Raw genomic sequence first — 25,747 nt, 5'->3', positions numbered from 1 at the left:
ACATTCTTGAGAATGTCGGAATGTTATTTAGTCGTTAAAGCACATTCAACGCCCAAATACTGTAGTTCAAGTACGCCGCGAAAGCTACCCAAAGGATATAGGGTAAAAGCAAGTATGCCGCGGGGCGGGAAATTTTGGCGAACGCGATGATAGTGACAAGAATAGCGAGCCAGAGGAAGATGATTTCAATAAACGCTCCACCAAGTAAATGAAGACGGAAAAAGATAACTGACCAGAGAGTGTTAAGCGCAAGTTGAATAAAAAATACCGCGACGCCGATTTTCCATATTCGGAACATTCTAACATTCTGCAGAATGCTAGAATGTTCTTTCCAGATGAGGAAAAGCGAAATACCCATCAGCGCGTAGAGGGTTGTCCACGCGGGACCGAACACCCACGCCGGAGGGTTGATGGCGGGTTTGATAAGGCCGGCATACCAACCGGATTGTATCGCCGGAGTCGTATATAACGCGCCGATCACGCCGGCGAGTTCGGAGACGACAATGGAAATGATGAGCTTGAATATGTTGCCGAGGGTCATACACTAACTCTATTTTATCTCCACTTGGACGCTATCTTTTGTTAATGCCCACACCAGCGCAATAATCCAGCCGATAAATGTAAACCCGAGAAAAAAGTTTAATGCAAAAATCGCCCAGCCATTCCGCTTCCCACTGAAGCCGGCAATAATGGTCGGCAAAAAATAAATCAAGAAAAGAAGAAGGGCGAGTGCGGCATTAAACATTCCTTGCTGAGCCATATTTTAATTTTACTACACCGTTCGCTAATCTCCAATTTGTGCACCGCCTCGCAATGACGAAGAAAATTCTGCTACACTTGGTGCATGACACAAGAGGAGGCGCTCACAATATTGAAGACCGGAGCGAATGTATTTTTGACCGGCGAGCCGGGCAGCGGGAAAACGCACACGGTGAATCACTATGTACGCTGGCTGCACGAGCACGATATTGAGCCGGCAATCACCGCTTCAACGGGTATAGCCGCGACGCACATCGGCGGCATGACCATCCACGCGTGGAGCGGCATTGGCATCAAAGAAGCGCTCACAAAATATGACCTGCGCATGATAGCCGCAAATGAGCGCGTGGTGAAACGCATGCGCCGCGCGAAGGTGCTGATTATTGACGAGGTGTCCATGCTTTCCGCAAACACGTTGACGATGGTAGACGCCGCATGTAGGGAAGTTTTATCAAAAACAGAACCGTTCGGCGGGTTGCCAGTGGTGCTGGTGGGCGACTTTTTCCAGCTTCCTCCGATTGTGAAGCGGCGGGAAGCAGAAGCCGGGCAAGCATCATTTGCCGACGACAACCCGCCGGTGTTCGCGTATGACTCAACCGCTTGGGGAGACGCCAACCTCACGGTGTGCTACCTCGAGGAACAGCACCGGCAGGATGACCCGGAATTCCTCGGCGTGCTTTCCGCCATCAGGCAAAACATATTTAACGAAACGCACCTCGCGCACATCGCAAAAAGAATGACTTCACTGGCGACCGCGCCGAAAAACGCGCCGAAACTTTTCACGCATAATGCCGACGTAGACCGCATCAATGCGGAGATGCTCAAGCGCCTCCCGGGTCACGAAAATTCATTTTTGATGACCTCACAGGGAGCGCCGAAGCTCGCGGCTACACTCATCAAAAACTGCCTTTCGCCGGAAACGCTATTCTTGAAAATCAACGCGGCGGTGATGTTCACAAAGAATAATCAGAAGGAGGGTTATGTGAACGGCACGCTGGGAGTAGTGGTGGGTTTTAGCGCGCATGACGGTTACCCGATAGTGGAAACACGCCGAAGGGAACGCATTGAAGTTGAGCCGGTGGAGTGGATGATAGAGGAAAACGACCGGCCGCTCGCGCGCATCAAACAAATTCCGTTGCGCCTCGCCTGGGCAATCACCGTGCATAAAAGCCAAGGAATGAGTTTGGACGAAGCGGTGATGGATTTACGGAATGTGTTTGAATTCGGCCAGGGGTATGTGGCACTCTCCCGCGTGCGGCAACTTTCGGGACTGCATCTTTTGGGCTGGAATGAACGCGCGTTTCAGGTGCATCCGGAGATACTCGTGAAAGACGAAGCATTCCGCGGCGCATCGGTTGTGGCGGCACACGCACAGAGCGCCACGTCCGCGGAAACCGCCGCGGCGGCGCATAGGGATTTTATTCTCGCGTGCGGAGGCAATACAGCGAGCAATGAAACAATGAAACAAAAAAACATGGAAACAAACGGGGCTCGGGGCGGGGCAAAACAACCGACGATTGCCATGACGCATGCGCTGCTTCAAAGCGGAAAAACAATCGCCGAAGTTGCCGCAATCCGGAACCTCACGCCGGGAACGGTCTGCGCGCACATTACCGATCTCTATAAAAAAGGCGCCGTGACGCAAGCAGAACTCGCCACATTTATATCCACGGAATTAAAAAACGCCCTGCCGGAAATCCACGCCGCGTTTCACACCATCGGACACGAAAAATTGACGCCGGTGTTTCAACATTTCCGGGAAAAATATTCCTTCGACGACCTCCGCTTCGCCCGCATACTTTTCAAAGACGATTAATAACATTCCGACATTCTTGAGAATGTCGGAATGTTATTAATGCCGACTGACGAACTGAATAAACCAAGCGCTTTTCATTTTCCGCATGCTTGTGCTATAGTAGATCGGTGCTTCGATTGGTTTTTTTGAAAGGAGAACCCCATGAAGCGCGTCGTGCTCTGTCTCGGTTTTGCCATCGCCCTCGGCCTCGGCGCCGTCGGTTGCAATGGCATCGATTGGCGCGTCAACGTCGGCGTGGAATACGACCGCTGCGGACGGTGCGGTTACCGCCACGAGCAGGGAGCCTGCCCCAGTGACAACTGGAACCGTCCGCGGCACAACCCGCCGAGGTATACTCCGCCGCGCTGCGATCCGCCGCCCAGAAACGATCATCGCTGGCGCCGCGACCGCGGTTGCCGATAGGTTCGTCGCACAAGACGCCGGTCTCGCAAATGCGGGGCCGGCGCTTGCATTTACTGCAGTAATCCCACAAGACAAATGCGTTGCCACGGCTGATACACGCTGTGAAATTTCTGTTCCCTTATTTCTCCGTATACATAGCGCACCGTATAGGTGACATCGGCGGTAATCCCCTTGCGCGGCGTCTCGCTGCACTGAATCTCTCCGACGGGTAAATCGAGAGCGGCAACATAATTTACGTCCGGCGCCGGTAGTTCATCCGTCAATATCGGATCAGAAATCAACGCCAACCGCCCATCCCGCCGGCCATACAGCTCAAACACTACCTCATCGCCCTCCACTCTTCCCTGCAACAATAAATACGTATCCGTATCGTTCACAAACTTCAAATCCGGCTTCGGGTCGTAGATGGTTGCGTCCAGCCCCGGCCCGTAATATGACACAACGTAGCGGTGGTTAGTCCGCTCCGTGACCGGAAGTCCGGCATTTAACGCGAGCCGAAAAAGCGTTGTCGCCACCTGGCAAAGTCCGCCGCCCAATTCTTTGACGCTTTTATTTTCTTTGATGACGAATTCGGGAAGAAACCCTTCCGCCTCGCTAGTGGTGCCGATGGAGGTGACCGCGGAAAACTCTTTCCCGGGCGCGATGAGTATGCCATTCAACTTCGCGGCGCCGATTTCAATGTTATGCCGCCGGTCGGAACTGCTTCCCTTGAAACTTGTTTTCGCGGAGCCGACAAGATCCCGAATGCCATATTCCTCAATAGTCGCTTTAGTGATCTCCGGATTGGCTTCAATGGTTTCAATGGGGATTTCCATTGCGCCGCTATCCGCGGTGACGTTCACCTGCGCGTTTGCCGAAACGAGCGCGAGATACAAATTACCGTTCTGGGCATACGAACGCTGTACCGTGTACACCACCTTTTCCACATGCCGCACCGTCGCCTCAATATCCACCACATTGCCGGATTTTCCGGGAATAGTTTCGACGAGCGTGCCGGAACGCATTTCAAAACGGCTGTTGCGCGGAGGGTCGTTGATAACCGGCACCACGGTTTTGTCGAGGAAATTTTTGAGCTTCGTGGTATCAATACCGATTTCGCGGGAACTCTTGAGCGTGAGCCAGCTTGCGAGCGTCGCGCCATTCACCCGCCAGCGCGCGTCCCGATAATAAAAGGTCAGACGGGCCGAATTGGCGATGTCATTCGCGAGCTTCAAAAACGGCTCAAGTTTTTCCGCCGTCACTTCTGGCGTTTCAGTTTTGGCGCGCAAGCGAATGACGCTTGCGTCGAACACGGCGAGGTTCCGACTTATGGCATCAAATATCTCCGCGTCATCCACCCGCTCGCCGATTTTTTCCGATGCAATGACCATGAGCGAACCCCTTTTAACAAACTGCGCCGGCGCGGCGGTTGAAAAGAACTTTACAAGTTCGCGATTCAACAGCGACTGCACGGCGTTTCTGTTTGCGGTGCCGGGCATGTCAATATTTTTGCGGGAGACAAGCGCGCCGAATTGCTCCGTGCCACGGCGCCACAACGAACCCGTCCGGCCGAAGGCGTATGCATCACGAATGGTTGCCGCCCAATTACCAAGCGAAAAATATACCACAAGGTTGTCGGGAGTGAGACCGGCGATAAACGCGGGCACCCGCACTTCTTTTTGTTTGTCGCCACGCTCAAAAATAAAATCAAGCCCGTGCTCAGCGAACTCGCCGGCGCGCCGCTCAAACAACGCCCGCGCGTCCCCATAAGACTTCCCGCCAACATCAATGCCCCCAAGAATTACGCCCGGATAAAATCTCCCGCGGTATTGCTGTTCATACGACAAGCCCAATACGCCGATGCTGGCGAGCATGAGAATGATGAGAATAACCAAACGATGCCGCCGTACGATACGTTGCCACATGACTCTATTGTAGCGTTTTTAGCGCATCATTAGCTACCATTGACAAGAATAACGTGGAGTGCTATAATATAACCTATGATTATTCACGCGGACAACGTCCCCTTTTACTCGCAATTCCAGGACATTCCTCAGGTGGAGTGGCAGCGCGAGGGCTGCGGCGTGGCAAGCTTAGCCATGCAGCTGGAGTTCTATACCGCAAAACGCGTGTCGGTAACAAAGCTGCTGTTAGAAGCGCTGGAATTTGGCGCGTATACAAAGGATGTGGGCTGGAATCATAAACGGTTAGCCGCGCTGGCAGATTTGTACGGCCTTTCCGGAAAAAATTACGACTTCTGGAACGCGACAAACGATGCCGCATTCGCGAAGCTCAAAGAATTTTTGACCGGAGGACCGGTCATGGTGTCCATCCACAACAAGTTCAATCCCAAAACAACGCTGGGTCACCTCATTGTCGTTGTGGGCATTCACGACGACGGCACAGTGATATATCACGACCCCGCGTACGGAATTAAAAAGGACCGGAGTATTTCCGAATCGGATTTCTTAAAAGGCTGGAAGCGGAGATTTATCGTGGTGCGGGAAAAGCCGTAAACAAAAAGCCGGCAAGACACCATCAGCGTGGAGCCGGCAAGCACGCCCCGTCCTTGCAACCATTCGGACAGTTATATTCGACTACGCCAAACATATCGCCATATGCACTTGGCGAATTCAGACAATAATATTCAGCCAGCTTAGAATCGTCGCAACTATCATTTCCGGAGAACGTCGCGGTTTTAACGGATCCCTTCACGGTATAATTCCTTCCGTTATCACTGTCAGTGCAAGCTACGGGTGCCGGATTGATCGTGAATTGAGCGGTTTTTTGCGACTTATTTGCCGTGGCCGTAATGACCGCGGTTACGAGTGAACTGACTTTATTGGTTTGGATTTTAAACGTGCCCGTTGTAGCTCCGGCCTTCACTGTTACTTGCGGAGGAGGCGGCGACCACGAATACCACGAAGTAGTGAATGTGTCGCCATACAATGAGACGCCAAAGGTATTAGACGACAACATCACCACCTGACCGTTAGCGGGCGCGACGCTATCCAAAGTGACCGTGCCGACCGCGGCGGCGCCACCAACCAGTTGCGCCGGGGATACAGTCACCGCAGACATGGTGGGTGGCGGAGGCGTCGGATTCACTATGAACGTAGTAATTTTCTGAAAGTTATTCAGCGTAGCCGTAATGGTCACCGTAAGAGGCGCGGTCACCTTTTTAGTAGCCTGAATGTTAAACGTGCCCGTTGTCGCGCCGGCGAGAAACCTTACAATTGAAGGATACGTAATGGTACCTGTTGGATTCGCTAACAACTGCGCGACTTGACCACCGGCAGGCGCAGGATTACTCAACGTCACTGTGCCGACCGCAGATCCGCCGTTCACGAGACTATTCGGAGACACAGTAAACGCGAATATTGGCGGCGGCGGAGTCGGTTCAACGGTAAGCGTCGCACTTCCCCGATAATTACCCAGCGTTGCCTCAATGGTCGCGCGCGCGATTGAACTCACCGTATTGGTTTTAATCTCGAAAGTACCCATTGTCGCTCCAGCCGGGACTGTCGCGTTCGTGGGAACCGTTACAGCAGAGGTGTTGGCCGACAATTGCACAACTTGCCCGCCGGCAGGCGCGGGATAACCCAAAATAACGGTGCCGACCGCGGAAGTGTTATTGATCACTGATGCCGGAGAAACATTTAATATAAGAGGAATTGGGATGGGAACATAGCAAACCTGTGGGGTGTAATAATAGCACGTACTAAACAACCGGCATCTATAAGAACCGGTCTTCGCAGACGGACAACTATCGGTTCCTTGACCCATCATACCCGAAGGACCCGGCTGATCGGAGCGGACACATGTGCCGGCGCAAACCGCAGGCGCCGAATTGATCGTAAGCGAAGCGGTTTTTTGGGAGCTATCAAGTGTGGCTGTAATAATCGCACTCGCAGCAGATGTAACCTTTTTGGTTTTAATATCAAACGTAGCCGACGTCTCACTAGCTTTCACAACCACATTCCCTGGAATTATTAGCGAATCGCTTGGCGAAGCAGATAGCCGCACAACTTTATTGCTGGTAGGCGCGGGACCACTCAACGTCACCGTGCCAATTGCGGAGTCACCGCCCGTAACCGTTGCCGGAGATATAGACAACGCGGACACGGTTAGAATCGGTGTCGGGTTAATGGTTAATACAGCGGCTTGCTTTGGACTACCCATGCCCAACGTAGCCGTAATAGTCACATTCAACGGCGAATTTACTGCCTTGGTCGTGATATTAAAAATACCGGTTGTTGCGCCAGCACTCACTGTCACTTTCGCGGGAAACGACAAGGTGTTATTGGGGGCCATCAACAGCAACATCACCTCCTGACCGCCTACGGGCGCGGGCTTGACTAATGTAATTTTACCGACTGAAGTCGCGCCACCAATAACAGAAGCCGGCGAAAGAGCCAATGCGGCTACAGTAGATCTTGCTGCCGGCGCTGCCTTGAGATCAGAAACCGGTATTAATTCCGGTTCTGTTGCTAACTCCGGCTCCGGCGCAGGGATCATTGGTTCCGGCGCAACTGCCGGCGCATATGTTACCGTCCCTATTTCACGGCGAGGTCCCGGAGGCGCAGTCGGTTCTGCCGGTCTTGTGGGTTCAGATGGCCGTGTTGGCTCGGGTGGCTTTGATGGTTTGGTGGGTTTAGATTGTTGCGTAGGTTGTGACGACTCTGTTCCCCCGCTCCCCGGACCGGACGGCTGGGTTGGTTGTGACGGCGCGGAGGGTTTCGTGGGCGGAGCGGGTTTAGAGGGTTTAGGAGCGGGTCGCCAATCAAGTCCGGAGTCTTTCATTTCAATATTGGTAATTGTCTCAACCACCGTATAATCGCCCGAGGCGCTCCCTGCGGGAAACCGCAGCGACGCTACATTCGTCGCTGAATAACTTTCTCCCTGTTTTTGCGGGAAGGGTTCTACGGTAAGAGTTTGTAACGGATTCAACACGATCTCCTTACCGGTTGCTTTATTATTGGCAGTGTAACGATATGAAAATCTGACCGCATCCGCTGAAGATGGAGGGTTTTGCGTTGCAACGCCCTTGCTTTTAATTGTGGCGGTAAAAGTCCCCCCGTTCGTTATCAGAGTTTTACTGAACACCGTAGGCGAATAAGTAATTTGAAAATAATTAATCGGACTATACACTGCGAGCGAAAAACCGGCCGGAAATAAACTCGCGAACATAATAAAACCCGCGACAAACCGTCGCGCTGATGTACAATACGCATAATTATTACAGCCATTCATGCCTTCATTGTAGCACATTGCATGCGTGCCGCTTCCGCGAACAAACAAAAATAAAGCGGAGAAAACGCCCGCGGGGTTGCTACCGCGTCAGGAGTTACGGCTGCGGCGGCGGTTGTTGGGGTTGCATCTCTACGGGCGGATTGAATTGTCCCGGTTGTCCGGATTGGCTCGGCGGCGGCGGCACAAACTGACCGGGTTGCGTTCCGTCGGTCGGACCGGGTTGTCCCTGCATAAACTGCGGAGGGGACGGAAACTGTCCGGGGGACGGGAATTGACCGGTCGATCCGGGTTGCCCTTGTATAAATTGCGGAATGGAGGGGAATTGTCCGGACGATGCCCCTCCCGGAGGAAACTGTCCCGATTGTCCGGGTTGACCACCTTGACCAGAGCCATCTCCACGCTGTCTTGTGCCGGGATCAAAGCCTTGTCCCTCGTTAGGACCGCCGGGGCCGTTTCCCCTATTACCTTTCACATCATCAGGCCCTATACCCGAACAAGTACCCGGACCCGTACCACAGGGACCCAAGCCGGCACCTTGCTGTTTAGGCTGGTTAGGCTGTATTTGTCCTCGCTGACCGGTTTGCTTTTGTTGTTGCCCCTGCTGATTGCGTCCCGGCTGACCTTGTTGATTTTGTGGCGGCTGGAAATTTTTACATACTTCCGGATTAGCAGTACAGTATTTTTGGCACTCCTCCGGCCCTTTGCAGCCACCGGGACCGGCCTGTTGCGGCATCTGCTGATTACCCGGATTTATACCGCCCAGACCTGGCTGATTTTGTCCCTGCGGACCCTGCTGATTTGATTGATCCTGTTGACCCCCGAAGAACCCTTTGATGAACTGACCAAAACCCCGCCCTTGCTGGCCCGGCTGTCCGGGCTCACCCGGTTGACCGAACTGACCCCGATCATCTTGATTCTGACCGGGTTGGCCCTGATTAAACTGACTCCGTTGATTATCCTGATGATAATCACCGCACTTCGCCGTCGAACCTTCAGGACAAACCGGATTTCCATCTGAGCCTACCTTTGCCGATACTACAAATTTTCCGGTCCCGTCAACGCACGCCAACGCCGTCGGATTCCCGTTTCCATCAGGTTCGCACATATCCGCCCATGGCAGAATCTGCTCATTTTGCTGTCCGGTCTGATTTTGTCCTTGCTGACCAAATTGCCCAGGTTGACCAAACTGACCCGGCTGACCGAATTTCTCAAAACACGTTTGCACTTTCTCCATAAACGCGGAGTCGTCAACATTTCCGGACTGCATTCTTGTAAGACCATCTTCTCCAACTTGAGATCGAACACATTCTTTCAGATCCGCGGACATAGGATCGCCCGGACCGCTTTGTCCCGACTGGCCGAATTGACCGGGCCCTCCGGGCTGCTGCCCATCCGGCTGCCGCGGAGAATTTTTTTGGAAACATTCTCCCATCGCGCGGCCAACCGACGGATTGACCCCGGATCCGCTCTTTATCTTTTCAACAACATCAGCGCCGAGAGAAGTCGCGAGACAATCCGCAACTTCCTGCGGCATCTGCGAAAACGATTCCTTCATACGCTGCTGGCCTTCCTCCATGCGCTGCAAATCCTCAGGCGGAATCATTCCGTTGTCTCTTCCGAAATTAAAACAGGTTTCTTGGTTGTCAGGATTGCCGCAAAACGCATCGCACGCTTCCCTCCCCACGCATCCGCCCGGACCTTTGCCGCGGGTTTTTATAGAAACCTGCGCCTGCTCTTCCGTCATATTGCCGACCGCCACGGAAAATTTCACACATTCATCAACGTGGCTATCTTCGCCGCAATACTGGTCACACGACGGCAAGCCATTGTCCGGTCGATTAAATTGCTCACTCGGACCGCCCTGACCGCGACCCGGACCGTTGCCGTTCGCTCCGGAGCCCGGGTTAAAACCTTGGCCTTCATTCGGACCACCTTGCTGACCGGGTCCACCAGGTTGCCCTTGCTGATTTGGTGGCCGATTCGGCTGGCACGCCGGCGGTTTAATGCCCTGTTTGAGCGCGCCCAAAGTTTTCTGCATTTGCTCCTTTTGATTGTCCGGCATCATCCCGCTCTCTACGGCAAAATTCACGCACTCTTCCATGTGGTCGGGGTTACTGCAATACGCATCACATTCCTGCGGACCACGGCACGCAGGTGGTTTCACTCCCCGCTTTATGGCGGCAAGCGTCTTCTGCATCTGCTCTTTCTGGTTGTCGGGCATGAGTCCGGCCTCAATAGAAAAATTCATGCATTCCTCCATATGTTCAGGACTACCGCAATACGCATCGCATTGTTTAGGTCCGCCGCACGCAGGAGGCTTCACCCCTTTTTTGACAGCCGCCAACACTTTTTGCGATTCTTCCAATTGCCGAGACGACATCATTCCGTTCTTTTGCGCGAACGCGATGCATTCCTCCATGTGGTCCCCGTTGCCACAGTATTGGTCGCACTCCGCCTGCCCCTTGCAGCTGCCGGGACCGATCATTCCGCCATCCTTAAACTTTTTCGCGTGATCCAATTCCTCGGCGCTCATCAGATTATTCCGTTCAGCGAACGCGAAGCACACGTCGCTGTTTTGCGAGTCATTGCAAAACACTTTACACTCCTCCTTGCTTCCGCAGTTACCCAATTCCGCTATCGGAAATTGAATACCGGCAGGCGCCGAATCCGTTTCTTGCGCGTTCACGATTCCCGTAACGCCGACGATCGCGCCGGAAATCAGCATGCCGGAGATAAGAATACAAACGCTTAATATGTTTTTATTCATAACTTTTTATTGAAACGGATTAGTTTTTAAACCCGAGAACGGGTTGGTTTTGTTGTACGGGTTCGTATCGGTTGTAATCGGATTAACATTCGGCGTTGTAACATCCGGCGCAACACTACTTCCGACATCGGCCGAAACACCGGCAGCCGTTTGCTGAAGATCATCCAGCGCCTGCTCAGCCGCGGACTTCGGAGCTTCCCGCGTGCTTGTTTTCCAATAATAATATCCCGCGCCGAGTAACACAAAAACCGCGACCGCAAACGCGACCAATATAGTTTTTTTATTCATACTTCTATTATAACAAACTCGCGCAACAAAAAACCCGGTCGCCTCAGGCGACCGGGTTTTTGTTATCGGCGCTTAAGCGCGCGACACACCCGTTGCGTTCGGGCCCTTTTCGCTGTCCCCGACTTCAAAGGTGACCGCATCGCCAACATTCAGTTGGTCAAATTCGATACCTTTCAATTCGTTGGCATGGAAGAAAAGGTCTTTTACCTGACCCTCGCGGGCGATAAATCCGAACCGTTTTTCCTTTACGAGCGTTTTGATTGTTCCGTTCATAGGATGATTGATTTGCTTAATAATGTACGTGCGATAGAAGTTCGACGAGGAATCTAATGACGTGCTAAAAGTATAGCAGATAACTAAATTTTTGTCAATAGCTAGGTCAGAAGACGAGCACTTTATCCGATTCTTCAACCATCTTGAGCAAATCCGTCATGGTAGAGACCGGGCAAACCCCGCTTTCTTTTTTACCCCGGATCTTCAAACAAGTGCCGCAGGCATAGAGGCCTCCTTTCAATTCCTTGTATTCGGCAACCTTCCTGGAAATATCAAAGTGTTCCGTGTCAGCAATGGTGTCAAGTTCGGCTCCCTCACTCATCAAAAAGATGGTCACCGCGTGACCGGCCTTAAGGGAAGTAATGCCCAAACGGAATGTGTTCCAAATGTGCTCCGGGTTGTTGGATTGTAGTATGATACCGAGCTTCATACGTTAAAAGAGCTGGAAATGATGCCCCGTAAAGAATAGCGTGAGAACGACGGTGCCAAGCGCCGTAGACGCCAAAAGAAGTCCGAGCATTTTTTTAAGACGACTGTCGTTGTGTTGATAGGGCGACAAATACAACGCCGCAGTGGCGCCCGCGTACAGCAACGCGGAAAAGATACTCTTTGATGTCCAGTGATGACCGGAAAAATTCTTCAGCCAATCCTTCAGCGGAACCGACAATTCCGCCCAAACGGTAATGACCACGACAAAAATAATGGTCAAAATTGCCGCGTACGCCGATGAACTAATTAATTTTGGTTTGTCCATGAAAGTATGTTAGCTGACTGCTCCCCAACGGGCCGCGGCGGAAATAACAAACCCCATCGCGCCAATTAAAAGCCCGAGCGCGGCGACAACCCCGGCGAGCCACAGAGCGATGCGGCGAAGCATAAGCCGATCCATGTCCTCTTTCGGAAGCAGGGTAATAAACAATACGGTCATCGCAAGCGGAATAACGAACAGGAAAATATGCTCCTTGGTTTCCATGACAATATTGTGCACCCACGGCGCAACACCGGCTTTGATGATTGGCTTTACCAACGTTCCATAATATACGACGTAGTAGTAGCCGCCGGCAATCCAGCTCGCGACGAAAGCAACAACGCCGATCGCAGCGGTGACGATCGTGGCTTTCGACGACCCTCCATCCCCCTTCAATTTCCCCAACAGCCACAAAAACGCGTCAATGCCGATAATGGCAAAACCGAGATGGAGGCCAATAAGCACGGGCTTGCTTTGCAGTATGGCGACAATATCCATGCTTTGAGTTACGAAACTCCTTTCAAATGATTTTGTAGATAATTTCGAGCGAAGCGGGCGAGAAAAAATGAACGATATACACTAGTATCTCGTAAGTTTTTTATCGCACGCTGTAGTCGAAATTTGCACAAAAGCATTGAAATTGGAGTTTTGTAATTCAAAGCCATGGCTCAATTATAACATAGAACTATGTTCCGGAATCAAAACACAACCCAATTTTTGGAATCATCCTGATTAAGGAAATACGGGCCGTCATCCTTGTATGTACACGGATTCAGATCCCTTTCCTCTTTAGTAATCAGAAAATCTTCTTTTGACTCAATCCCCCTTGCTTGATATTGCGCGAAAACATCTTCCGACATGTGATTAAACACAGAGTCCAAATCACTAAACGGCCCCATCCAATTATCTATGCGTTTGGGGATCGGGCTTCCTTTGGCGTAAACGACATCAAACGTATTCCTGTTTCCGCCGGCAACTGCCGCGTAACCGATAAGCTCACCCGCCCTCACCTCGCTCCCTCGTTTTAATCCTTCGCGTATATTGATGTGCTGAACGCTAAAACTCCATCTCCATATTGGAGGAAGCATTACATATATATCATTTGGCACAATCCAGATCTCCCCCTCCAAGCCATCCGCGCGGTCTTCGCGAGTAACGGCGACAAAACCGTCATACGGAGCATAAATATTGACCGTGTTGCCGCCAAGATATTCCGGCTTCACCGAAAAATAGTGCTTCATGCTCCGCCGCATCTCGCGTTCGTCTTGCGGAACAGTAGTATGTCCGGCGCAACTTCGATATTTTGAGATTTTTTCTATTTTGTCGAGTTCGGTGAAATTAGCAACAATCTGCGGAGGTGACGCTTTCCGGGCTGCAATAAAAAGAAGGAGCATGCCCAATAGCAAAAACAATATGAGCGCACCGATGATTTTCAAAATCTTTTTCATAAACACGTCGCATTAATTCGTTGCTATCGCGCTCCGCACGGGCCCGCATGAGCAATTGCCACCTTCGCCTGTTCGGGCAAACAAGCGTTCACATAGGTTTTACCGTTTGCGGCGCACACGGTTCCGGACGAAAGACAGTTCGGCAACACAACGCCTGATGCCGGCGCTTCAAAAATCGGGAAGCGGTTACTGGGTAATTGTTCAAGCGGCGAAACGGGCCGATCTTCAATAGTGCGAACGTTTTGCGCCCGCAACTTGTCTTCGGGATTTAACTTTTGAAATACCCGGCCATACTCCGGATCATTTTTCAGTCTTTTCTCCAACGCCGATTCCGGAATTTTTTTCTCCGTCGTCTCCGGCTTTGCTTGTTCGGTTTTTGGCGCAACCTTTTCGCTTCGCGACAACGCCGAAAAAAAACGTGATATCTTTTTTACGGCAGCGTCAAAAAAAGCAAAGATGCTTCTTGGTGTTACTTCCGGCTCTGTTGCGCCAAAAGAAATAACCGGAATTGCGACGGTTATCGCGAGCGCCACGGCAATAATGTTGTTTTTTATACCGCTCATACTACATTCCGGATTGTTCCAGTACTTCGTTTGTGCTTTCGCATTGTTGCTTTGTTATCTCAATCGTCATCGGCACATCTACATGTCCGAACATACTATAAAAAATTGTTACCTGCTTATTGCCGTCGTAGTTACCAATTTGTCCATCGCCCTCAACCGACATAACCGTCTCCGGCACATTGATTCTTGGAACACGACCCGTGACCAAGACATTACCGCGCGTTACTGTTTGGAATTGTCCGCCACCATGTGGAAGCGTAAATCGGATATCCCCCGTATACACTTGCTCGGTCCAACCTTCAGTCAAATAAATCGTATAATCCGCGATTTCCGTTCCAACCCACTGTTCATCCAAGTACCCGCAGAGCTGAGCGTTTATTCCATACGTTGATTTGCCTTCGGGGACCGGCACATCCACGTTCGCATAGACAGAATAAATGCGTTTACAGGTTTGCATCAATTCCATTGACTGCTCCGCTTCCGGCTCAACGCCGAGTTGTTGAAGTAGCTGAATAAGCCCGAGCATTTCGCGACGAGTGACATGCTGGGGATCAGCTTCACAGCGTTGTTTCATCTCTTCAAACGCGCTCCTGCCGCAATCTTCTACGGCTTGCATAGCCGTAGCTTCGCCGCCGGCACCGGTTGCCATCTGCCAAGAAGCCACCCTAAGCATGGCGTTGATAAATGATGGAGTGCACGCTCCCCCCGCATCAGCCGCGCCATTTTGCAAATCATTTTGCCCAAGTCCGGGTCCCGCCGGTCCGCCCATATCAACCGTAGGAAAAGAACTTAAACTGCGGACAGTCGCGGTGATTTTGGAGCCATATACCGAATGAGTAGTTTCCGCGACATTCACACGCCCGGTATTATGGTCAACGTGAATAACGGCAAGTTTTTTAGGTAATGTGTTTTTTGATCCTTTTGTACCGTTGCTGAAGCTGCTCGGTTGAGGAGCGCTTACCGCCGGCGCCTTCGCAGGGACTGCATTCACGGGAAATCCGGCTTTTTCTAATTTCTGGATCGCGTCGCCGAACAAGTCATTCATGTATTTTTCGTTTTCTTCCGGTGTCTGATTTTTGAATTTTTCATACAGCGCCCGGTCTTCCTCCTCGCTCGTGAGCGCCAACACTTGTGCTAGATACGGATTAACGCTTGCGCGACTTGCCGATGCTGTCGGCTTATAGTCAAACGTCAGTTGCACATTTTTTTCAAATTGCAAACCCGCGGGTTCAATAACTACTCCGTTACTAAACGCATCGGTAAAATTCGCTATCGGCACTTCCTGGAGCGGCGCCATGGTGATGGTGGTGTCACGCTTCACGGCGCCCGCGGGAACGACAAGCGTTGCCACTACGCCTTTTGCATCGGTGACGGTGAGCGCGCCTCCTAATCGGGCAATTATCAGCTTTGATACCTGGCGCGCGATAACCGGCTTCGGCGGAACCACAGTAAAGATCGCGCTATACGGAATGTTTTTGTCTCCTTTTTGCGTCGCCAACCCGCTCATCTCCGGACCGCGCGAAATTTTTGCCAACCATGGCGTAAATATACCGCTAGGATTTGTTGACACCAGCGCAACCGCGCCAACAATGAGCACACCCAAACCGATAAAAACTTTTTTCATATGATTATTATTTTATTGTATCACATTCCGCGACCGCGTTTTCCCGACCCCTTCCCGTTCAATCCCTGCCGGTCGCAAAAACAAAAATACCCGTATATGGGTATTTTTGTTTTTGCTCCCCGGCCAGGGATCGAACCTGGGACCTTCGCCTTACACTTGTCCTACTATTACTAATAGGGGTGGACTATATCACTCCCGTGATCCAACAAATGTCGGATGTTAGGGATTTCGGTATCTAGTCTCTACGGTGCCTCCGACCTCGCGTCGGAGTTCCCACGGTATTGCCCCCGCACTGCGAGGGTTTCACCGTTATCCCGAAATTTTTCAATCCGCCTTTCGACGGAAAGCTGCAAATTGCTTACAGGGCGCCGCTCTACCGCTGAGCTACCGGGGAATGCGTTGTTTATGACGCTAGAACGACTATAACAAAATACGCGGCAATTTTCAAATGCCCGCGCAATGGTACAATAGTAGTACTATATGAACCAACTCTTTAAACTGCTCATCGGCGTATCGTTCGCGATCGGGTTTGCGATCGGGTTTTTTACGAAACGCTTTATCTTTTTGTTTGTGTCGCTACTCGCTGGCGCGGGCATTGCCGCGCTCTCACTTGGGCTTTACCTTTCCAGTAATCCGAAGGATGTTGGGCTTGGCATCATTGCTCTGCTTCCGGCACTCGTCATCCTGCTGGGAATGTTCAATGTCGGCGCGGCGGTTATCGGAGGAGTTATCGGGACGATGGTCGGGAAACGACGGAGGAAATAAAATGGTAGACGGTGGTCGCCTTTGGCGACCACCGTCTATTGCTCGTCCAATCCCTCTTTCACAAACCACAGTTTGTGGTCGTAGAAGTAGAGAATGTGCTCATGATTGTTGAGCACGCCAGCGATGCGTCTCCATACCGACTGCGCGCGCTCCTCGGGCTTCCGAAGATGCTCGGCAAACCAAAGGATGAGCACGTCGGTTATGAGGTATCGCCCGTCGGCCTCAACCAGCAGTCCCGCGCGTACAAAGTGCGGAAGATTGTCGCTGTGCATTCCCGCGAACTTCTTCGCCTGCCGCATCGTGAAGGTTTTCCAGCCGCGCGCCCCGACGCAGTAGTCCAGGATAAGCCGCGCGAGCCGTTCATGATCCGGACTCCATTGGAGAAGACCGGACTTTGCAAGCATGGGCTCATCTCGCGCGTCGCTCATTTCGACAAGCTGCGCCTCCAATGCCTGCGGCGTCTGTTTCTTTCGATTCACATACGGAATCTTCATTATCCTTCCTCCGAAACGAACCTCTGCGGATACTATAGACCAACTGCGCCGAGTTTTCAACAGCGAAAAAATTTGCGACGTGATATACTAAACATAGGTTCGCTTCATCGTCGATCTAACGCGGGGAAATTCCCCGCGAAATTATTTTATTCTCAACATATGAATTTTGAACATCAAGGCGAAGAACAACGCGAAAACGAGCCGTTATCCGTGGACAAGTTATTGGAACGGGCAATTTTGCTTCGCTCCATGAAAAATTGGCTGGAACCGTTTATGGCGCGCCATGCGGGAGAAGACGCCGAACAGCCGCTTGATGATGAGTCACGGCGTGAGAATTTTGCCGCCGCGATAACACACGATCAGCAAGCAGCCGAGGAGCAGGGCGACATTGAAGGCGCCGCAAAACTTGAAGAAATGCGCGAACGCTTTGCAAACAAGGATATTGTTCCGCCCGAAGCGCAAACAGTGCAAGAAATTATTGACGCATTAAGCGACGGATACGAGCGCATGGCTAAACTTGCGCGTGAGGCAAGGGGGTAATGTAATCCTTCGACAAGCTCAGGAAATATTTATGCCGACGGAAAGACCACAATTTACGGGACCGGGTGACGAATGGCAGGCGCGCAAAGAAGACGCGCGACTTCACGCCGAAATAGACGAATTTGAGCAAAGAGGCACGGAATACACGGCGTACATTAAAGAAACTAAGCGGTTCCTGGATTGGATCGGTGGAATGCTCTCGCGCCACGCCGTTGGTAAAGAACCCGGCCGTCATCTTGATCAATTCTCAACCATTTATGACCTTATTGAATTCGCCGGACGCGACGCGGCGGAAGAAATAGATGGTCGCCACAATTATGAGGGAGGGAACAACATCTCGGCAATGATAAGTAAGCTGAAAGATGAAAAATTTATGCCGTCCGAAGCAAAACACATCGGCGAATTATACGACTTACTTCAAGCTCAGCTTGATGAAAACGAAAAGAAAATAAAAAAGATGCGGGAACAGGAACACCAAGAATAACCATGGAAGGTAACCCGACATTCGAAGGCGCGCCGGATCCCGACAAGGGCGGAACGCCGGGCGAAATGGAAAAAGAATTTTACGAGATGCTGGAACGCGACCGCATTCATAAAATTCAGGAGCTCAAGCTTGAAATTTCCAAAATCCGCGGAATGCAAGACGTGTTAAATGACCTGTTCAAGTCCGGCAAATCCGAAACCTCTGCAACATTCGACGAACTCTTGAACGGACTCGCGACGTATCAATCTCCAGAACCGCCGCGAAAAGCGGCGGCAAGGGATTTACGCGGAGCGCTGAACGAATACAAAGGAAAACTGCCGAACACAACCGCGGGAGAATTTTTTGCGTGGCTGACGGAACGGCACAACGAACTCATGGAGGAGCTCATCAAAACAATCAAACCGGAGGAACAAGCAGAAGACGAAACGATAGGACAGTAATAACAGTGACAGATAACGCAAAAACAAAAAATGCGCGAGGTGCTTGAGCGCTCCGAGAAGGTGTACCCACTGAGGTACTCCGACGAAGAGCAACGCAGCAATCGCGCATTTTTTGTTTCTGCGCCTAGCTAATTTCGCACACACCGGCCACGCACGCCAGCTCCTTCGCGTTTTCCGTTTCGTCCTGATGCTCGTAGACAAAGATTTGCGAGAAATCAACGTCCGGGAACTTCGCGAGAAGCTCCTCGTACCGCTCCTTGGTAATTTCTTCGTATGGCGCCAAGGCATACACGTGGTTGTCCTTCGGCAAGAACGAGAGGCCGCCGATGTATTCCCAATTGTTATACAACCAGTTCGCCACCATGATCCACTCGTTTTCGGCAACATACACCGTGACCGAAGGGTTATGCTCGGTGTAGTTAGTCTTCACGAGCTTCCAGTGTTCCAGCTGAACAAGCGCGGTGATATCTTTGCGCGTCACCGCTCCCTCGGGAGCCTTAACCGGAAACTCCAAGACATATGTATTGGCGGTGTCCGCCGACTGCCCCACTTCCGGATGATACGGAAGTTTCTGATCCTTGAGCATTTTGAACAAACTGTCCGTTGCCGAAATGCGCACACGGCGGATATAATACTCCGCATAGCGCGTGTGCATGCCGGAGGAGGCATCCACAGTTTGTGAAAGATTGCCCGACGGCTTCACGCACGTGATACAGGTGGACGCACCGACACCAAACCGTTTCGCGTATTCTTCATTGACGCGGATTGCCGTATCGCGCATCTTGCGAAGCACTTCGGGGTTACGCGCCGCTTCGCAATCCCACTGGCCGGTGACCGAAACGCCGAGTAAACGCTCCGCCTCGCAATTTTCCCTCCACTCTTTGGAAAGATAGCCAAAATTCGTGAGCGTTGACTGATAGGTGCCCACAATCGTCGCGACGCGCACTTTTTCCAAAAGCGTCGCTTCGGTGTCTTCGGGGCGCGCCACCACTTCAGATAAGTTGCAGAATTGCCGCGACTGCAAAATAATTTCTCCGCACGGATTAGTACCCAAGTTACCCAAATATCCCTTCAACGCCTTAATGCGGCGCTTCGGAAGCATGGTGTGCAATCCTCCGCGGTTAAAGATGCCGCGCTCCCCTGTTCCGCTCTTCGCGAGCGACACCCATTCATCCAGAAACTGGCTCGCGGTCGGCTTTTCATTATAGACCGCCGAGTTATTCGCCAAGCTCCGTTGGGGTTCGGTCAAATAAAACTGGCCGTTCTTCGCGTCGCGCATTTCCGGATCGTCCAAATCCGAAAGCGAAATCAAGGCACTGCGGCGCACGCCGCCCGACACCACAATCTCGCCGATTTTGCAGATGATGTCGTGCACATCAATCGTCCCGAGCCGTCGCCCCTGTTTTGCCAAAATTTTCCGCCGTGTAAAGTCCAGTAGTTCGTGCAACGGCGCGGGGCCGGATGATCGTCCGCCCATGGTTTTCAACCGTACGCCCGCGGCACGCAATCCAGAATAGTCAAACACCACGTCCTTGCCGGCAAACCACGTTTTCATGCCGAAAAGTAGCGAATCCGCCCATCCTTCCTTGCTGTCTTCAATCACATAGTCCGGAAGTTTTTCGCCCGTTTGCCGTTCAATTTGCGGAAGTTTTTCCACATTCTGATGCTCCACGGAAAACCCTACACCCGTGCCGCACATAGAGATATAGACAATTTCGGCGAAATCTTCAAAACGCGTCGGCGCGATAAACGAGCAATTATAGGCGCAGACATTTGTTTTCCGCGCGGCTTTGCCCGCGAACTGCAACAAACGCATGGACGGCATCGCCTGCTGGTTCAAAATCGCCTCGTGGACTTCGCCATATTCTTTTTCGGAAAGCTTGTCGCCCAAATTCTCCTTCATAAAAGCCATATAGCGTCCCGCGGTCTCAATCCAAGTCTCGCGGCGACCATCTTCGTCAATCCAGCGCGAATAGGTGCGGTAATATACAAACTCCGCCAGCGGATTTTTGAAATACTTTTTACTCGCGGCGACCAGCTGTTTCACCGCCGCCGGCACTTCTTTGCGCGCTTCGCGCAACCGCTCGCGTTCTTTACGATACAAAATATATGCCTTCGCGGTTTTTGCGTAATCAAGGAGGATAAGGGCATTTTCCGCGGAATCCTGAATCTCTTCAATGCTCAACACATAGGTTGGAGAAAACTTTTTCAACAGAACTTTCACCACGCGGTCGGAAATCTTTTTTGCATCCCGTCCATTACCCTCGCCCGAGGCATGGAGCGCTTTCAATAACGCTTCGGTGATGCGCGTTTGATCAAATGGAACAATCCGGCCATCGCGTTTTCGCGTGAACTGAAACACCTTCGACACCGCAACCTTTTTTGAAACCTTTGCTTTCGTGAGCGACTTTTTTGCCATATATTTTGGCCCCTAGAGATGATTCAAGACTTCATCGCTGAAGCCTCGAAGTTCGTCTCGATTAAATTAATTAATAATTTATTTCTCCTTACTTTTAGTATAGCACTCGGCTCTTCACGGCGAGTGTGCATAAAATTTCCGCGAAACTTTCTCAAAAAAACGCAAGCGGAAAAATATCGTTCACCCATTCCCTCTTTCGGCGGGCAGGCGCGTGAATAAGGGGTATAACTTATTTCGATAAAACTGCTTTGATTCTTGATCGAAGTTCCGACGTATATCTAGGGTCAAAAGTTGCACCATCAAAAAACCTCTTTAACGCATCAAGTCCGCTTGCGATATAGACGCCAACGCTTCCAATAACATTTGCCGCGTCGCTTTTAGGAAAAACAATAGCTTTTAAAATTCTGACGTCGCGAAGCCCGTTATCCTCCAAATACTTTCTGAGATAATAAACATGCAATTGTACCTGAAATCTAGGATCGAAATCGACGGACAAGACGTATCTCTGTCCATCTTTAACCTGATAGTATTCATCCTCAATAAAAGTTCTCTGATCGCTAAAGTTTTTGACCTCCAACACAATGACTCCTTGAGGTCCGATGATAACAAAATCAATGTCAAACTTATGTTCGGGTAAAGTAACGTTTCGTAAAATTGAATACTTGTCTGTCGGTAACGACTCTTCAAGCCATTCAGCAACCTTGTCTTCCCCCTTGAATCCCAACTTTGCGGAACCTGCTTCGATTAAGATTTTTTCTTGAATTTCGTCAACTCTTTTTTGAAAAGCCGAGTGTATTGGGTAAAAAATATAACCGATGAACGTAGCCAGAAGTAGTTCAACGGTTTTGAGGGTAAAACTTGTGTTGCTAAAAAAATAGCGGAGATCAAGATACAAAAAAACCACCATTGCGAAAAGAATACCCCAAAGTTTAATTTGGGCTATTAAATACAATTTCCTTGGATAGGTCATCCTGATCATTTAAGACGGGCTACGCCCCCGCGATTCTGCCTTTGATTAAATTGCGAGAAGAATCAATGGTCTTGGTTTTATTTCAGCAACCGCGTTGCCGGCGCCACCATTTGTTCTTTTCTCTTGGGATCGCTTTCGATCGCAATTGTTTTCTTTTTGCTTCATCTTAATTTCTCCATTCTACCGCCGAAAACCGCGCGGAGTCAAAAAGGGCGGGTCGGGTGACGGGTGTCCGGAGACGGGGGGCACGGTGAAAACAAATATTAAATCCCCTCGGGCCCGCGGGCACCTTTTTGGATTTACTATTTAAAATTCACCGGCTTATCAGCCACTCCCTTTGCTCCTTCGTTAAAACTACGGCGGCACACAGTATGAAAGGGAGAATTGCTGGATTCCCGATCAGGGCGGGAATGACAAAATTAAACCCTACACATCCCCTCTCTTATTCCTCCTCAAAAACGTCGGGATATCCCAAATCTCATTTGATTTCTTTTTCGTTACCGCGGCGTTTTTATCCGCCTCTTTTTTCATATCGTTCGCCGCGTCCTTCATGTCTTTCGTCGCCGCGAGCGTCGCGCCGGCAAGTCCGGCCCGCTCGGTTTTTATTTCCGCCGCGGTTGACGCGAACAAGCTGGTTGCCGGAGTTTCCGCTCCTTTTTGCACTCCGCCTCCGTTGAAGTTTGTAGCGATGAGTGTCACCTTCAGCTGACCAACTTTCAGCTTTTTGTCGTGATACGCGCCAAAAATAATGCGGGCGTTCTGATCAATCGCGCCGACAATGACCTTCGCGATGTCGTTGATTTCATTCATCCGCAAATCCCGTCCGCCGGAAACGCTGAACAACACGCTCCGCGCGCCTTCGATAGACGTTTCAAGCAATGGCGAATTGATAGCCGCGTTCACCGCGTTGGTGGCGCGCTCCGCCCCGCCGGCATAGCCCACGGTCACCACCGCCCCGCCGGTATTCTGCATGGTCGCTTTCACGTCCGCGAAGTCCACGTTCACGAGCCCGTGCATCGCAATGAGTTCCGCGATACCGGAGATAGCGGACTTCAACACATTATCAATCACTTCAAACGCCTTCATTATCGGCGTGTCCTTGCTGATGATGCTGAAAATCCGATCGTTTGGAACAACGATGTAGGTGTCCACCTTCTCTTTCAATTTCGTGAGTGCCTCACCGGCAATACGTCCCCGCTGTACACCTTCAAAAGAAAACGGTTTTGTGACCACCGCAACGGTTAACGCCCCGGCTTCGCGCGCCGCCTCGGCAATGACTGGCGAGGCCCCTGACCCAGTGCCTCCGCCTAAGCCGGTAGTGATGAACACAAGATCCGCGCCTTTCAACGACTCCACGATTTCCGACCGGTTTTCTTCCGCCGCCTGACGACCAAGCTCCGGATTCATACCCGTGCCCAAACCTTTCGTCAAATTTTTTCCGATATAGATGCGCTTTTTCGCATTGCAATAATCCAAATCCTGCACATCGGTGTTGATGGCAATGAAATCAATGCCCTTAAAGTCCATTGAGTCGCGCATACGCGAAACCGCGCTGCAGCCGCCGCCACCGACGCCAACCACCTTAATATTCGCGGCATAACTCGGCCGGATGACCTTGTTCTTTGCCGCTGACTTTTTGTTGCTTCCGTTTTGCTTCATATATATCGTAGCCCTTCGACAAGCTCAGGGGCTATTTATCTCATGCATCCTATTATTTTCATCATGAACGCCTGCAAAAAATAATGCAAATGGCTTCGATGCGCCCATTCGCATTATTAAAGAGCCTGATTCGCATTATTTGCGATTACTTTAGAACCCATCTCGAAAATCTCTCCCGCCGCGATACTGGCCAATTCCGGCGAGTCCTAGGAGCGACGACCGAAGGTGTATCCTCTTGATACTCCGAGGAGGAGCGACGCCGGAATCGCCGGAATTGGCCGTATCCCTTCGGGTTCGTGCGATTTCCTCACCCCGCGGCGTTGCTCGTCGTCGACGTAACCCAGAGGTTACAACCTCCTCCTCGCGCCTAGCGGATGCGAGGAAATCGCTACGAACGCGACTGTGAGGGATTTTTGAGATGGGTTCAAGGCACGATGTAACTCACCAGTTTTTTCAACCAGCCGAAAGCATCTCCCTTTACGCGCACTCCTTCGCCGGACTTATCCACACCCCAGAGCACTAATCCCAGGGCACACGCGTATTCAGGGTCTTCCACCGTGGCGGCAAGCTCCGCAGAGGGAATCTGGAACATAGAAAGATCCGGAATGCCAACCCGAGTGGGCAAACGCAACTCTTGTCGGACAAGGTCAACAAGTCCCGGAGTTTTTGCCCCGCCACCCACAAGCACCACGCCCCCGGGAAGCTGACCGGACTTATTCACCGCCTTAAGGTCATTATTGACGAACTCCAAAATTTCTGCAAGCCGGGCTTCCACGATGTCCGCGATGAATCGCCGAGTGATGCTCCCCCGCGCGTGCGGCTCAAATTTAGAGATATCCACAGTCTCGCGAACGGACACATCTTTCGCAAACGCGGCGCCATAGGCAAGCTTCACTCCCTCCGCGGCTTCCACGGAAATTTTAAGTCCGTGCGTCAGGTCATTGGTAATATGGCCAGAGCCATACGGAAAAATATTCGTATGTAGCAGTTTGTGCTCCTGATACAGCGCGATGCCCGTGGTGCTGAATCCGATGTCAAGAAGTACCGTGCCGAGCTCCCGCTGATTTTTACTGAACACCGACCGCGCGCCGGCGATAGGTCCAAAAATAAGACCCGCGATGCCACCACCCGCGACCTCCACCGCGCGCGTGATATTTTTCACCGCCGGAGCGAACGCGTCGATAATCATACTTTTTGCTTCCAGCCGATGCCCGATCATGCCCAACGGGTCCTTGATATCCGCGACATCATCCACCACAAACTCATCGGTGATAGTGTGAATCACCATCCGGTTCGCCGGAAGCTTCACGGACTCCGCCGCTTCAATCGCGTGCCCGATGTCATCATTAAAAATTTCAAAATCCGCGCGGGAAACAGCGACGATTCCCTTAGATATCTGCACGCGGACGTTCGGCGTGCCGATGCTGAGGTAAATATGTTTTGCCGCGTTTTTGTGGATTTGCCGAATATCCGCCAAGACGACGTTGACCGACCGCGTCACCGCGCCCAAGTCATCCACCATTCCTTTGCGCATACCTTCCACCGGAGCTTTAGTCGCGTATTGCAACACTAAGCTACCGTCGCTCTTTTGTTCGAGCACGGCAGCTTTGATGGCGAGCGATCCGATGTCCAACCCGACGATGAATCGCGATTTCATAAAAATTTCTACGAACTTTTGCTCCGGTAAAATTGCTTCAACAACGCGTCTTCTTTCTTTTCCATCTTTATTCTATCACTTTTCCGTTTGTGGTCATACCCCAGCAAATGCAAAAAGCCGTGCACAAGCATAAGATCAACATCTTCGCCGTGCGCGGCAATGTAGGTCGGGTTCAAATAAATCTCTCCAAGCGCCTTGCCGGAAATATCCGGACGAAAAAATTTCCGCGGTGAAACATAAGACAACACATTTTTGTTCATCACCGCGTTCCCCACAAGATGCACCTCTACCGCGGCTTTTTCCTTTACGAGCCGCCCCAAGAAACGCAACATCGCGCGAGCGCGCGATGCATAGCGTCCAAATTTTTTTTCTGCAGTGAGTATGATCTGCAGCATACGT

General features: G+C 51.4%; 26 protein-coding genes. 6 read left to right on the top strand and 20 right to left on the bottom strand.

Features of this window, described 5'->3' with window-relative positions; translation table 11 throughout:
• Nucleotides 1–34: 34 nt before the first annotated feature.
• Complete coding sequence (locus tag Q7R85_04190) at nt 35–541, bottom strand: TspO/MBR family protein (GenBank protein MDO8585285.1); 507 nt, start codon at nt 539–541, stop codon at nt 35–37.
• Between the two features lie 9 nt (nt 542–550).
• Nucleotides 551–760 (bottom strand): superinfection immunity protein, encoded by a 210-nt coding sequence (locus Q7R85_04185; GenBank protein ID MDO8585284.1) that lies wholly within the window; start codon nt 758–760, stop codon nt 551–553.
• Nucleotides 761–844: 84 nt separating this feature from the next.
• On the opposite strand from Q7R85_04185, the gene Q7R85_04180 reads away from it, so the two are divergent.
• Nucleotides 845–2,575 (top strand): helix-turn-helix domain-containing protein, encoded by a 1,731-nt coding sequence (locus tag Q7R85_04180; GenBank protein ID MDO8585283.1) that lies wholly within the window; start codon nt 845–847, stop codon nt 2,573–2,575.
• A 36-nt stretch (nt 2,576–2,611) separates the two neighbouring features.
• On the opposite strand, the gene Q7R85_04175 is transcribed toward Q7R85_04180, so the two are convergent.
• Nucleotides 2,612–2,848 carry a hypothetical protein gene (locus Q7R85_04175; GenBank protein MDO8585282.1) on the bottom strand — a complete coding sequence of 79 codons (237 nt, stop codon included), beginning with the start codon at nt 2,846–2,848 and terminating at the stop codon, nt 2,612–2,614.
• A gap of 179 nt (nt 2,849–3,027) precedes the next feature.
• Nucleotides 3,028–4,881 (bottom strand): VanW family protein, encoded by a 1,854-nt coding sequence (locus Q7R85_04170; GenBank protein ID MDO8585281.1) that lies wholly within the window; start codon nt 4,879–4,881, stop codon nt 3,028–3,030.
• 75 nt (nt 4,882–4,956) lie between these two features.
• Here Q7R85_04170 and Q7R85_04165 point away from each other — a divergent pair, with 75 nt between their 5' ends.
• Complete coding sequence (locus Q7R85_04165; protein MDO8585280.1) at nt 4,957–5,472, top strand: C39 family peptidase; 516 nt, start codon at nt 4,957–4,959, stop codon at nt 5,470–5,472.
• Nucleotides 5,473–5,494: 22 nt separating this feature from the next.
• Here the strand turns inward: Q7R85_04165 and Q7R85_04160 are convergent, their stop codons facing one another.
• The 10 genes from Q7R85_04160 to Q7R85_04115 all read right to left on the bottom strand — a co-directional run bounded on the left by Q7R85_04160 (nt 5,495) and on the right by Q7R85_04115 (nt 15,920).
• Nucleotides 5,495–8,209, bottom strand: coding sequence for a hypothetical protein (locus Q7R85_04160; GenBank protein ID MDO8585279.1), 2,715 nt, complete (start codon nt 8,207–8,209; stop codon nt 5,495–5,497).
• Between the two features lie 94 nt (nt 8,210–8,303).
• The gene (locus tag Q7R85_04155; GenBank protein ID MDO8585278.1) at nt 8,304–10,976 is read right to left on the bottom strand and encodes a hypothetical protein; all 2,673 of its coding nucleotides are present in this window, start codon (nt 10,974–10,976) and stop codon (nt 8,304–8,306) included.
• 6 nt (nt 10,977–10,982) lie between these two features.
• Nucleotides 10,983–11,264: a hypothetical protein gene (locus Q7R85_04150; protein ID MDO8585277.1), complete on the bottom strand. Its 282-nt coding sequence runs from the start codon at nt 11,262–11,264 to the stop codon at nt 10,983–10,985.
• A 72-nt stretch (nt 11,265–11,336) separates the two neighbouring features.
• Nucleotides 11,337–11,537 carry a cold shock domain-containing protein gene (locus Q7R85_04145; GenBank protein ID MDO8585276.1) on the bottom strand — a complete coding sequence of 67 codons (201 nt, stop codon included), beginning with the start codon at nt 11,535–11,537 and terminating at the stop codon, nt 11,337–11,339.
• 106 nt (nt 11,538–11,643) lie between these two features.
• Nucleotides 11,644–11,967 (bottom strand): DsrE family protein, encoded by a 324-nt coding sequence (locus Q7R85_04140; GenBank protein ID MDO8585275.1) that lies wholly within the window; start codon nt 11,965–11,967, stop codon nt 11,644–11,646.
• A 3-nt stretch (nt 11,968–11,970) separates the two neighbouring features.
• On the bottom strand, nt 11,971–12,291 hold the full coding sequence (locus Q7R85_04135) for a hypothetical protein (GenBank protein MDO8585274.1): 321 nt from the start codon (nt 12,289–12,291) through the stop codon (nt 11,971–11,973).
• A gap of 9 nt (nt 12,292–12,300) precedes the next feature.
• A complete protein-coding gene (locus Q7R85_04130; protein ID MDO8585273.1) occupies nt 12,301–12,783 on the bottom strand; it encodes a hypothetical protein in 483 nt (160 codons plus the stop codon).
• Nucleotides 12,784–12,983: 200 nt separating this feature from the next.
• A complete protein-coding gene (locus tag Q7R85_04125) occupies nt 12,984–13,733 on the bottom strand; it encodes a hypothetical protein (GenBank protein ID MDO8585272.1) in 750 nt (249 codons plus the stop codon).
• A gap of 23 nt (nt 13,734–13,756) precedes the next feature.
• Entirely contained in the window at nt 13,757–14,296 is a 540-nt protein-coding gene (locus tag Q7R85_04120; GenBank protein ID MDO8585271.1) for a Kazal-type serine protease inhibitor, read from the bottom strand.
• 1 nt (nt 14,297) lies between these two features.
• Entirely contained in the window at nt 14,298–15,920 is a 1,623-nt protein-coding gene (locus tag Q7R85_04115; GenBank protein MDO8585270.1) for a hypothetical protein, read from the bottom strand.
• A 480-nt stretch (nt 15,921–16,400) separates the two neighbouring features.
• On the opposite strand from Q7R85_04115, the gene Q7R85_04110 reads away from it, so the two are divergent.
• Complete coding sequence (locus Q7R85_04110) at nt 16,401–16,685, top strand: hypothetical protein (GenBank protein ID MDO8585269.1); 285 nt, start codon at nt 16,401–16,403, stop codon at nt 16,683–16,685.
• A 35-nt stretch (nt 16,686–16,720) separates the two neighbouring features.
• Here the strand turns inward: Q7R85_04110 and Q7R85_04105 are convergent, their stop codons facing one another.
• The gene (locus Q7R85_04105) at nt 16,721–17,164 is read right to left on the bottom strand and encodes a hypothetical protein (protein MDO8585268.1); all 444 of its coding nucleotides are present in this window, start codon (nt 17,162–17,164) and stop codon (nt 16,721–16,723) included.
• 174 nt (nt 17,165–17,338) lie between these two features.
• On the opposite strand from Q7R85_04105, the gene Q7R85_04100 reads away from it, so the two are divergent.
• The 3 genes from Q7R85_04100 to Q7R85_04090 are packed head-to-tail and all read left to right on the top strand — an operon-like array spanning nt 17,339 to nt 18,643.
• The gene (locus Q7R85_04100; protein ID MDO8585267.1) at nt 17,339–17,719 is read left to right on the top strand and encodes a hypothetical protein; all 381 of its coding nucleotides are present in this window, start codon (nt 17,339–17,341) and stop codon (nt 17,717–17,719) included.
• A 31-nt stretch (nt 17,720–17,750) separates the two neighbouring features.
• The gene (locus tag Q7R85_04095; protein MDO8585266.1) at nt 17,751–18,203 is read left to right on the top strand and encodes a hypothetical protein; all 453 of its coding nucleotides are present in this window, start codon (nt 17,751–17,753) and stop codon (nt 18,201–18,203) included.
• A 2-nt stretch (nt 18,204–18,205) separates the two neighbouring features.
• A complete protein-coding gene (locus Q7R85_04090) occupies nt 18,206–18,643 on the top strand; it encodes a hypothetical protein (GenBank protein MDO8585265.1) in 438 nt (145 codons plus the stop codon).
• A 124-nt stretch (nt 18,644–18,767) separates the two neighbouring features.
• Here the strand turns inward: Q7R85_04090 and Q7R85_04085 are convergent, their stop codons facing one another.
• From Q7R85_04085 to ybeY, 5 genes are all read right to left on the bottom strand, one after another.
• On the bottom strand, nt 18,768–21,062 hold the full coding sequence (locus Q7R85_04085; GenBank protein ID MDO8585264.1) for an ATP cone domain-containing protein: 2,295 nt from the start codon (nt 21,060–21,062) through the stop codon (nt 18,768–18,770).
• 229 nt (nt 21,063–21,291) lie between these two features.
• Entirely contained in the window at nt 21,292–22,032 is a 741-nt protein-coding gene (locus Q7R85_04080; GenBank protein MDO8585263.1) for a nuclease-related domain-containing protein, read from the bottom strand.
• A gap of 426 nt (nt 22,033–22,458) precedes the next feature.
• Nucleotides 22,459–23,691, bottom strand: coding sequence for a cell division protein FtsZ (gene ftsZ / locus Q7R85_04075; GenBank protein MDO8585262.1), 1,233 nt, complete (start codon nt 23,689–23,691; stop codon nt 22,459–22,461).
• Nucleotides 23,692–24,115: 424 nt separating this feature from the next.
• Entirely contained in the window at nt 24,116–25,348 is a 1,233-nt protein-coding gene (gene ftsA / locus Q7R85_04070) for a cell division protein FtsA (GenBank protein ID MDO8585261.1), read from the bottom strand.
• Between the two features lie 8 nt (nt 25,349–25,356).
• On the bottom strand, nt 25,357–25,743 hold the full coding sequence (gene ybeY / locus Q7R85_04065; protein ID MDO8585260.1) for an rRNA maturation RNase YbeY: 387 nt from the start codon (nt 25,741–25,743) through the stop codon (nt 25,357–25,359).
• Between the last annotated feature and the right edge of the window lie 4 nt (nt 25,744–25,747).

The organism is bacterium (assembly GCA_030649055.1).
Classification (GTDB): domain Bacteria; phylum Patescibacteriota; class Minisyncoccia; order UBA6257; family JAUSGH01; genus JAUSGH01.
Note: the sequence above shows the minus strand (reverse complement) of the source record. Positions and strands in the feature narration are given on the sequence as shown.

Excerpts from the sequence above, each read along its gene's own strand:
- Q7R85_04190 (MDO8585285.1), bottom strand. The coding sequence starts at position 541 with ATGACCCTCGGCAACATATTCAAGCTCATCATTTCCATTGTCGTCTCC.
- Q7R85_04185 (MDO8585284.1), bottom strand. The coding sequence starts at position 760 with ATGGCTCAGCAAGGAATGTTTAATGCCGCACTCGCCCTTCTTCTTTTC.
- Q7R85_04180 (MDO8585283.1), top strand. The coding sequence starts at position 845 with ATGACACAAGAGGAGGCGCTCACAATATTGAAGACCGGAGCGAATGTA.
- Q7R85_04170 (MDO8585281.1), bottom strand. The coding sequence starts at position 4,881 with ATGTGGCAACGTATCGTACGGCGGCATCGTTTGGTTATTCTCATCATT.
- Q7R85_04165 (MDO8585280.1), top strand. The coding sequence starts at position 4,957 with ATGATTATTCACGCGGACAACGTCCCCTTTTACTCGCAATTCCAGGAC.
- Q7R85_04160 (MDO8585279.1), bottom strand. The coding sequence starts at position 8,209 with ATGAATGGCTGTAATAATTATGCGTATTGTACATCAGCGCGACGGTTT.
- Q7R85_04155 (MDO8585278.1), bottom strand. The coding sequence starts at position 10,976 with ATGAATAAAAACATATTAAGCGTTTGTATTCTTATCTCCGGCATGCTG.
- Q7R85_04150 (MDO8585277.1), bottom strand. The coding sequence starts at position 11,264 with ATGAATAAAAAAACTATATTGGTCGCGTTTGCGGTCGCGGTTTTTGTG.
- Q7R85_04145 (MDO8585276.1), bottom strand. The coding sequence starts at position 11,537 with ATGAACGGAACAATCAAAACGCTCGTAAAGGAAAAACGGTTCGGATTT.
- Q7R85_04140 (MDO8585275.1), bottom strand. The coding sequence starts at position 11,967 with ATGAAGCTCGGTATCATACTACAATCCAACAACCCGGAGCACATTTGG.
- Q7R85_04135 (MDO8585274.1), bottom strand. The coding sequence starts at position 12,291 with ATGGACAAACCAAAATTAATTAGTTCATCGGCGTACGCGGCAATTTTG.
- Q7R85_04130 (MDO8585273.1), bottom strand. The coding sequence starts at position 12,783 with ATGGATATTGTCGCCATACTGCAAAGCAAGCCCGTGCTTATTGGCCTC.
- Q7R85_04125 (MDO8585272.1), bottom strand. The coding sequence starts at position 13,733 with ATGAAAAAGATTTTGAAAATCATCGGTGCGCTCATATTGTTTTTGCTA.
- Q7R85_04120 (MDO8585271.1), bottom strand. The coding sequence starts at position 14,296 with ATGAGCGGTATAAAAAACAACATTATTGCCGTGGCGCTCGCGATAACC.
- Q7R85_04115 (MDO8585270.1), bottom strand. The coding sequence starts at position 15,920 with ATGAAAAAAGTTTTTATCGGTTTGGGTGTGCTCATTGTTGGCGCGGTT.
- Q7R85_04110 (MDO8585269.1), top strand. The coding sequence starts at position 16,401 with ATGAACCAACTCTTTAAACTGCTCATCGGCGTATCGTTCGCGATCGGG.
- Q7R85_04100 (MDO8585267.1), top strand. The coding sequence starts at position 17,339 with ATGAATTTTGAACATCAAGGCGAAGAACAACGCGAAAACGAGCCGTTA.
- Q7R85_04095 (MDO8585266.1), top strand. The coding sequence starts at position 17,751 with ATGCCGACGGAAAGACCACAATTTACGGGACCGGGTGACGAATGGCAG.
- Q7R85_04090 (MDO8585265.1), top strand. The coding sequence starts at position 18,206 with ATGGAAGGTAACCCGACATTCGAAGGCGCGCCGGATCCCGACAAGGGC.
- Q7R85_04085 (MDO8585264.1), bottom strand. The coding sequence starts at position 21,062 with ATGGCAAAAAAGTCGCTCACGAAAGCAAAGGTTTCAAAAAAGGTTGCG.
- Q7R85_04080 (MDO8585263.1), bottom strand. The coding sequence starts at position 22,032 with ATGACCTATCCAAGGAAATTGTATTTAATAGCCCAAATTAAACTTTGG.
- ftsZ (MDO8585262.1), bottom strand. The coding sequence starts at position 23,691 with ATGAAGCAAAACGGAAGCAACAAAAAGTCAGCGGCAAAGAACAAGGTC.
- ftsA (MDO8585261.1), bottom strand. The coding sequence starts at position 25,348 with ATGAAATCGCGATTCATCGTCGGGTTGGACATCGGATCGCTCGCCATC.
- ybeY (MDO8585260.1), bottom strand. The coding sequence starts at position 25,743 with ATGCTGCAGATCATACTCACTGCAGAAAAAAAATTTGGACGCTATGCA.